A 6,478-nucleotide genomic window follows, 5' to 3' on the forward strand; every position below is an offset into this window, starting at 1 on the left:
GGTGGGTTGCTGGCCGTGGGACGGTCGAATGGAACCATCCTCCTTCTGGACCCGACGACCTGGGCCACCGTGCGGACCCTGACGGGGCACACGCACGACGTGGTGGCCCTGGCCTGGAGCGCGGATGGCCAGCGGCTGGCGAGCGCGGATTCCACGAATCAGGTCCGCCTGTGGGACACCGCCACCTGGTCCGTGCGCGAGCACCAGCCGGGGCTGACCAGCGTGGATCGCCTCGCGTGGAGCCCGGATGGACGGTGGCTCGGAATGGAGACGCGTCCGGCCGTGAAGAGCTCGGTGGAGCTCCTCGAGCTCGAGTCCGGGCGGGTGGAGCGGGTGGAGGGCCAGGCCTTCGCGTGGAGCCCCGCGGGAGACCGGTTCGCGGTGGGCGGAGATGGCGAGGTGCGGGTCCACGCTCTGGGAGAGGCGGCTCCCCTCTACACACTGACGGAGCCCACGGGGCGGGTCGTGGCGGTGGACTGGAGCCCGGACGGCCGGTGGCTCGCGACGGCTGACTGGGGGAAGCAGTTGCTCGTGCTGGAAGCCGACACGGGGGCTCTCGTGGCGCGCGTTCCGGACAATGTGGTGCCGCTGGTCTACGAGGAACTCCGCTTCCACCCGACGCGGCCGGTGCTCGCCGCGGCCGCGCGCGGCCTCGTGTCGGAAATCCTCGTCATCGAGGTGGATGCGGCCTCCGGTACCGCCCATGGGCGGGAGCTGACGGCGCATGCGGACGGGGCCGAAGTGGCGGCCTGGAGCCCCACGGGCAAGCTGCTCGCCACGGGCGGTAACGATGGCCGGGTGCGCCTCTGGGGACCCCAGGGCGAATCGCTCCGGGGGTGGTCCGTGCAAAACCGCCTGGGAGACGTGTCCACCGTGCATGCCCTGTCGTGGGACGCGGCGGGCCGCCTGCTCGCGGCGGGCACGTCCCAGGGCATGGTGTACCTGTGGAACGCCGCGGAGGGCGTGCCCATGGGCGAGCCCTGGCGCGTCTTCGGCAAGGTGGATCAGGTCGCGCTGAGTCCGGACGGAAAGTGGCTCGCCGCCGCTGGATACCGGTGGAACGCGCAGACCTCCTCCAACGAGTACCGCCACGTGGTGGTCTGGGACACCACCACCCGCGCCAGCGTGGCGGAGTTCCGCGAGGTCAGGAGGGGGCTGAGTTCCGATGCGGTGGCGATGACGTGGGGCGAGAACGGTCAGCAGCTCCTCGTCGTCTGGGATGACCTGTCCTGGACGCGGTGGAATGCCGACACCGGGCAGAGCACGCTCGTGGCGGGGCAGGGCAGGGCCTATTCCCCGTGCGCCGCGTTCAGCCCGGATGGCCGCACCCTCGTCGCGTGGGGCCCCGGAGGGACGCCCGCGATCTGGGACGTGAGCACTGGCGCGCTGGTGGCCAGCCTGCAGGGCGGCGGGAACCCCGCCTCACTGGCCTGGAGCCTGGATGGCCTCTTCATCTCGGGCGGGGGCAGCGACGGCCGGCTCCATGTCTGGGACACCCGCGCCAACATGCTCGTCGCCGACCGGCCCCAGGCTCACTCCCGTTGGTTGGGGGGAATGGCCTGGCACCCGGATGGGGTGCACCTCACCACCGTGGGCTGGGACGACCGCCTGAACATGTGGAGCTTCATCCGGTAGGAAGCCGTGAGACGAAGGCCCCGGACGCACGTTTCAATGCTGGACATGGACTCCCGACCTGCGTTCCCAACCTCCGCCCGCTTCGAGGGCCTCCGTCCCATCCTCCCGCTGGCGCTCGTGCTCGGCGTGTTGTCCGGATGCGGCCGGAGCAACACGCCCCCGGAGCCCCAGCCCAATGAGCCCCCCGGCACGGCCCGCATCGAGGCGGAGCGCACCCAGGCCAACATCCGGGAGGCGGTCACGTTCCGCTGCGTGGCCGAGGACCCGGAAGGAGGCGCGCTCCTCTACGACTTCGACTGGAATGGCGAGAGCACCTCGACGACGCCCGAGCGGCTCCCCAGCGGCACGAAGGGCGAGGCGCGGCAGACCTTCACCCGCGAGGGCGTCTTCGCCGTCCGCTGCCGCGCGCAGGCTCCGCGGGGCGTCACGGGCCCCTGGTCCGAGCCGGTGAGCATCACCGTCGTGGACCCCGCTCCGCCGGGGACGCTCGGCGTCCAGGTGGAGGTGCTGGGTCGAGGCCGCGTGGTGAGCACCCCCGAGGGCATCCAGTGTGGAGCGACCTGCTCCAAGCGCTTCATGGCCTCCACGTCGCTCACGCTGCAGGCCACGCCCGAGGACGGCTGGGTCTTCTCCGGCTGGGACGGCTGCGAGGGCCGGCGAGCCGCCGCCTACACGTTCACGCTCGAACAGGACGTGCGCTGCGTGGCGCGCTTCGCTCCCGACGTGGAGCGGGTGGCGGAGTGGCGATGGGTGGACGCGAACCTGCCGCGGGAGGCGGTCTGGAGTCCGGACGGGAGGTGGCTTGCCGCCGCCGACAATCCGTCCGGGAGCGTGGATGCACCGGGCGCGCTGCGCGTCTGGGAGGCGGCGACCGGGAAGGTGAAGCGCCTGTTCCGCGTCGCCACCGGGAGCTTCGGAGCCGCGGCCTGGAGTCCGGACGGGACGCTGCTGGCCGCCGGGCGCTCGGATGGCGTCATCGCGCTGCTGGACCTGGAAACGGGGGCCACCGTGCGCGAGTGGAAGGCCCACGAGGGCCGGATTACCACCCTGACCTGGAGACCGGATGGAGCGCGGCTCGCCAGCGCGAGCTCGGATGCGCGTCCCGGGGCGGTGCGGCTGTGGAACGCGTCCACGGGTACCCAGGAGTCCGCGCTGTCGGCCGGGGAGTCCATCCGGCGGCTCGCCTGGAGTCCCGATGGGAGCCGCATCGCCGTGGAGCTGAGCGACACGAAGTTCCAGAACCCGAGGGTGGAGCTCCACGTGCCCGGCATCCAGGGACCTCAGCGGGTGCTGGAAGGAGCCCAGCGCTTCGTGTGGAGCCCGGATGGCTCCCGCTTCGCCGTGGGAGGCACTGACGTGGTGCGCGTGCATGACACCGCCTCCGGGGCCGTCACCGCCACGTGGGAGGACTTCTCCTGGAACGACGTCCGCCTCCTCGACTGGAGCCCGGATGGGCGGTGGCTCGCGGTGGGAAACATCTCGGGAACGCACCACGTGGTGGAGGCCGACACGGGCACGCTGACGGTGGACCTCAGTGACCCGCTCATCCACCGCTACGGCGTATCGGGCTACGACCACCTGCGCTTCCATCCGACGGAGCCGGTGCTCGCCCTCACCGCGGCCGTTCCGGGGGCCCTCAACCTCTTCACCCTGGATGTGGCGGCGGGGTCGTCCAGCAAGCGCGAGCTCATCCTGCACGACCGGGTGAACCGGGTGGCCTGGAACACGGCGGGAGAACAACTGGCCACCAGCGGCTACGAGGGCACCATCATCCTCTGGAACCGCGAGGGCACGCGGCTCCGGACGTTGTCCGGAACCGGGATGAAGAGCATCGACACGCTCTCGTGGGATGAGCGGGGGTACCGGCTGGCCGCCGGTACCGAGGACGGCCGGGTCTACGTGTGGAACATGGAGACCGGCAAGCTGACGCCAGGCCCGCTCGTGCACGGGGAGGGAGTGGGGGTCTCCCACGTCGCGATGACCCCGGATGGCATCTGGGTGGCCAGCGCGGCGCCGTCTCCCCGCGGCCCCAACGAGCCCGGGACGGTCCGGGTGTGGGTCGTCCCTTATGGCTCCGAGTGGCAGTTTCCCAAGGTCGGCGGCGCCACCGCGGTGCAGGCGCTCCGGTGGATGCCGGACAACGACACCCTCGTCGGGGTCTACCTCGATGGGACCTGGAGCCTTTGGTACCCGTACCGTCAATTGCACCAGCTGGTGCGCTCCGGCCTGGACTTCTCCCAGAAGAGCTCCCTGGCCGCGGCCATCAGTCCAGACGGTCGGTGGATCGCGCTCGGAGGCAGGCCCGGGCTGACCGTCCACGACGTGTACTCGGGCGAGCTGCGGTTCCGGGGGCCCGATGGCATCGAGCCCACCACGCTGGAGTGGAGCCCCGACGGACAGCGCATCGCGGGCAGTACGCACGGTGGGCTCGTCTTCGTCCGGACGGTGGACTCCCCGCGCTCTTCCGTCACCATCGTGGGAGGCATGGAGGGCGCCGTCGACTCCATCTCCTGGCGGGCGGATGGACGGGCCCTGACGGCCCGGAGCCAGGACGAGACCGGCACGTCCGTGGTGACGTGGCCCGTGGCGCCCTAGCGGGCGCGGCGCGCGAGTGCCTTGTCCACGGCAAGGCCGTTCTCCTTGGACAACTGCTTGCAATGCGCAAGTAGCGGGAGGACGGTTCAGACCTCTTGCTCAGTGCAAGGGGTCTGGAGGGAATCACAACATGTCGCTCGCGCTCTACGGTCATCCGTTTTCCTCGTACACACAGAAGGTGCTCATCGCGCTGTACGAGAACGGCACGCCCTTCGAGTTCCGCTGCATCGGGCCGGAGACGCCGCAGCACTCGGCCGAGTGGCTGAGGCGCTGGCCGCTGCGCAAGTTCCCGCTGCTGGTGGACGGTGAGCGCGACGTCGTCGAGACCAGCATCATCATCGAGTACCTGCAGCTCGTGCATCCCGGGACCGTGCGCCTGCTGCCCGCGGATCCGGTGGCCGCGCTCGACGTGCGCTTCCTCGACCGCTTCTTCGACCTGCATGTGATGAACGCGATGCAGCTCGCGGTGAACGGTGCGCTGACGGGTGATCCGGTGAAGCGCCGGGACGGATTGGCGATGGCCGTGGAGCTGCTGGAGCGCGCCTATGCGTGGCTCGAAGGGCGGCTCGCCGGCAGGACCTGGGCCGCTGGCGAGGACTTCACGCTGGCCGATTGCGCGGCCGCGCCCTCGCTGTTCTACGCGGACTGGACGCACCGGATCTCCGAGGCGTTTCCCGTGCTGCGCGCCTACCGCGCGCGGTTGCTGGCCCGCCCGTCCTTCGCGCGCGCGGTGGAGGAGGCGCGGAAGTTCCGGCCGCTCTTCCCCCTGGGCGCGCCGGACCGGGATTGAAGGACCGTCCGACTGGTCGGGCGGGGGCCCGGCCTCGCGGTGCGTCTACAAGGCCTGTATGTTCAAGGGGTTATGAAGCCTTGCGCACCGCGTCGCGGGAAGTGGACGCTCCTGTCCGGAGGCCGAGCGAGGACGCTTGAACTCCGGGGAGCACGCGGTGATAAGGGCCCCCGTCGCTGTTAACGAAGGTCATTCGCCAATCCTCGAACGGAGGCAGTTTTCATGGCTCGTGAAGTCGTCATCGTGGGCGCGGCCCGTACTCCCATCGGCTCCTTCCAGGGCGCGCTGTCCAAGCTGACGGCGCCGCAGCTCGGCGCGGTGGCCATCAAGGCGGCGCTGGAGCGCGCGGGCGTGAAGCCCGAGGCCGTGCAGGAAGTCATCATGGGCTGCGTGCTCCAGGCCGGTGTCGGCCAGGCGCCCGCCCGCCAGGCCGCCATCTTCGCCGGCCTGCCCGAGGCCGTTCCCGCCACCACGCTGAACAAGGTCTGTGGCTCCGGCCTCAAGGCCGTCATCGCGGGCGCGCAGGCCATTGCCCTGGGTGACGCGGACGTCGTCGTCGCCGGCGGCATGGAGTCCATGAGCAACACGCCCTACATCAGCCACACCATGCGCGGCGGCGCCCGCATGGGCAACGTGGAGTTCAAGGACGCGATGATCTCCGACGGCCTCTGGGACGTGTACGGCAACGTCCACATGGGCAACTGCGCCGAGGAGTGCTCCACGTCGCAGAACATCAGCCGCGCCCAGCAGGACGAGTACGCGCTGGAGTCCACCCGCCGCGCCATCCAGGCCCAGAAGGAGGGCCTGTTCACCGCGGAGATCGTCCCCGTGCACATCCCCGGCAAGAAGCCGGAGGACATCATCACCGTCACCGAGGACGAGGGTCCCCGCAACGCCAAGCCGGACAAGATTCCCGGCCTCAAGCCCGTCTTCAAGAAGGACGGCACGGTGACGGCCGCCAACGCGTCCTCCATCAACGACGGCGCCGCGGCGGTGGTGCTGATGAGCGAGGAGCGCGCCAAGGCGGAGGGCCGCACCATCCTCGGCCGCATCACGGGCTATGACCAGGCGGCGCGCAAGCCGGTGGAGTTCACGATTGCGCCGGCGGACGCCATCAACAAGCTGCTGAAGAAGAAGAACCTCTCCGCGGGTGACGTGGACCTGTGGGAGATCAACGAGGCCTTCGCGGTGGTGTCCATCGCCAACAACCGCATCCTCGGGCTGGATCCGTCGAAGGTGAACGTGCGCGGCGGCGCGGTGGTGCTCGGCCACCCGATTGGCGCCTCCGGCACCCGCGTGCTGGTGACGCTGCTGCACACGATGAAGGACCAGGGCAAGAAGCGCGGCGTCGCGTCGCTGTGCATCGGCGGCGGCGAGGGCATCGCGCTGATGGTGGAGCGGTAATCAACCCTCTCCCCACGGGGAGGGGGGCGGGGTGTGTCTCTTATACACAGGTCC

4 protein-coding genes are annotated in these 6,478 nt (G+C 70.4%); all 4 read left to right on the forward strand.

Translation table 11 applies throughout. The annotated features are described in order from the left end of the window. A partial coding sequence (locus HG543_RS50240) for a WD40 domain-containing protein (protein WP_500690513.1) occupies positions 1-1,635 on the forward strand: 1,635 nt, incomplete at its 5' end. Between the two features lie 45 nt (positions 1,636-1,680). Beyond that, positions 1,681-4,230, forward strand: coding sequence for a WD40 repeat domain-containing protein (locus HG543_RS50245; protein WP_169352099.1), 2,550 nt, complete (start codon positions 1,681-1,683; stop codon positions 4,228-4,230). Between the two features lie 130 nt (positions 4,231-4,360). Continuing rightward, positions 4,361-5,020, forward strand: a complete 660-nt coding sequence (locus HG543_RS50250) for a glutathione S-transferase family protein (protein ID WP_169352100.1) — start codon at positions 4,361-4,363, stop codon at positions 5,018-5,020. A 222-nt stretch (positions 5,021-5,242) separates the two neighbouring features. Next, positions 5,243-6,424, forward strand: coding sequence for a thiolase family protein (locus HG543_RS50255; protein WP_169352101.1), 1,182 nt, complete (start codon positions 5,243-5,245; stop codon positions 6,422-6,424). Positions 6,425-6,478 lie beyond the last annotated feature (54 nt).

It is taken from the genome of Pyxidicoccus fallax, assembly GCF_012933655.1.
In the GTDB taxonomy this organism is placed as follows: domain Bacteria; phylum Myxococcota; class Myxococcia; order Myxococcales; family Myxococcaceae; genus Myxococcus; species Myxococcus fallax.

Coding starts and splice junctions, on each gene's coding strand:
- HG543_RS50245 (WP_169352099.1), top strand. CDS start 1,681: ATGGACTCCCGACCTGCGTTCCCAACCTCCGCCCGCTTCGAGGGCCTC.
- HG543_RS50250 (WP_169352100.1), top strand. CDS start 4,361: ATGTCGCTCGCGCTCTACGGTCATCCGTTTTCCTCGTACACACAGAAG.
- HG543_RS50255 (WP_169352101.1), top strand. CDS start 5,243: ATGGCTCGTGAAGTCGTCATCGTGGGCGCGGCCCGTACTCCCATCGGC.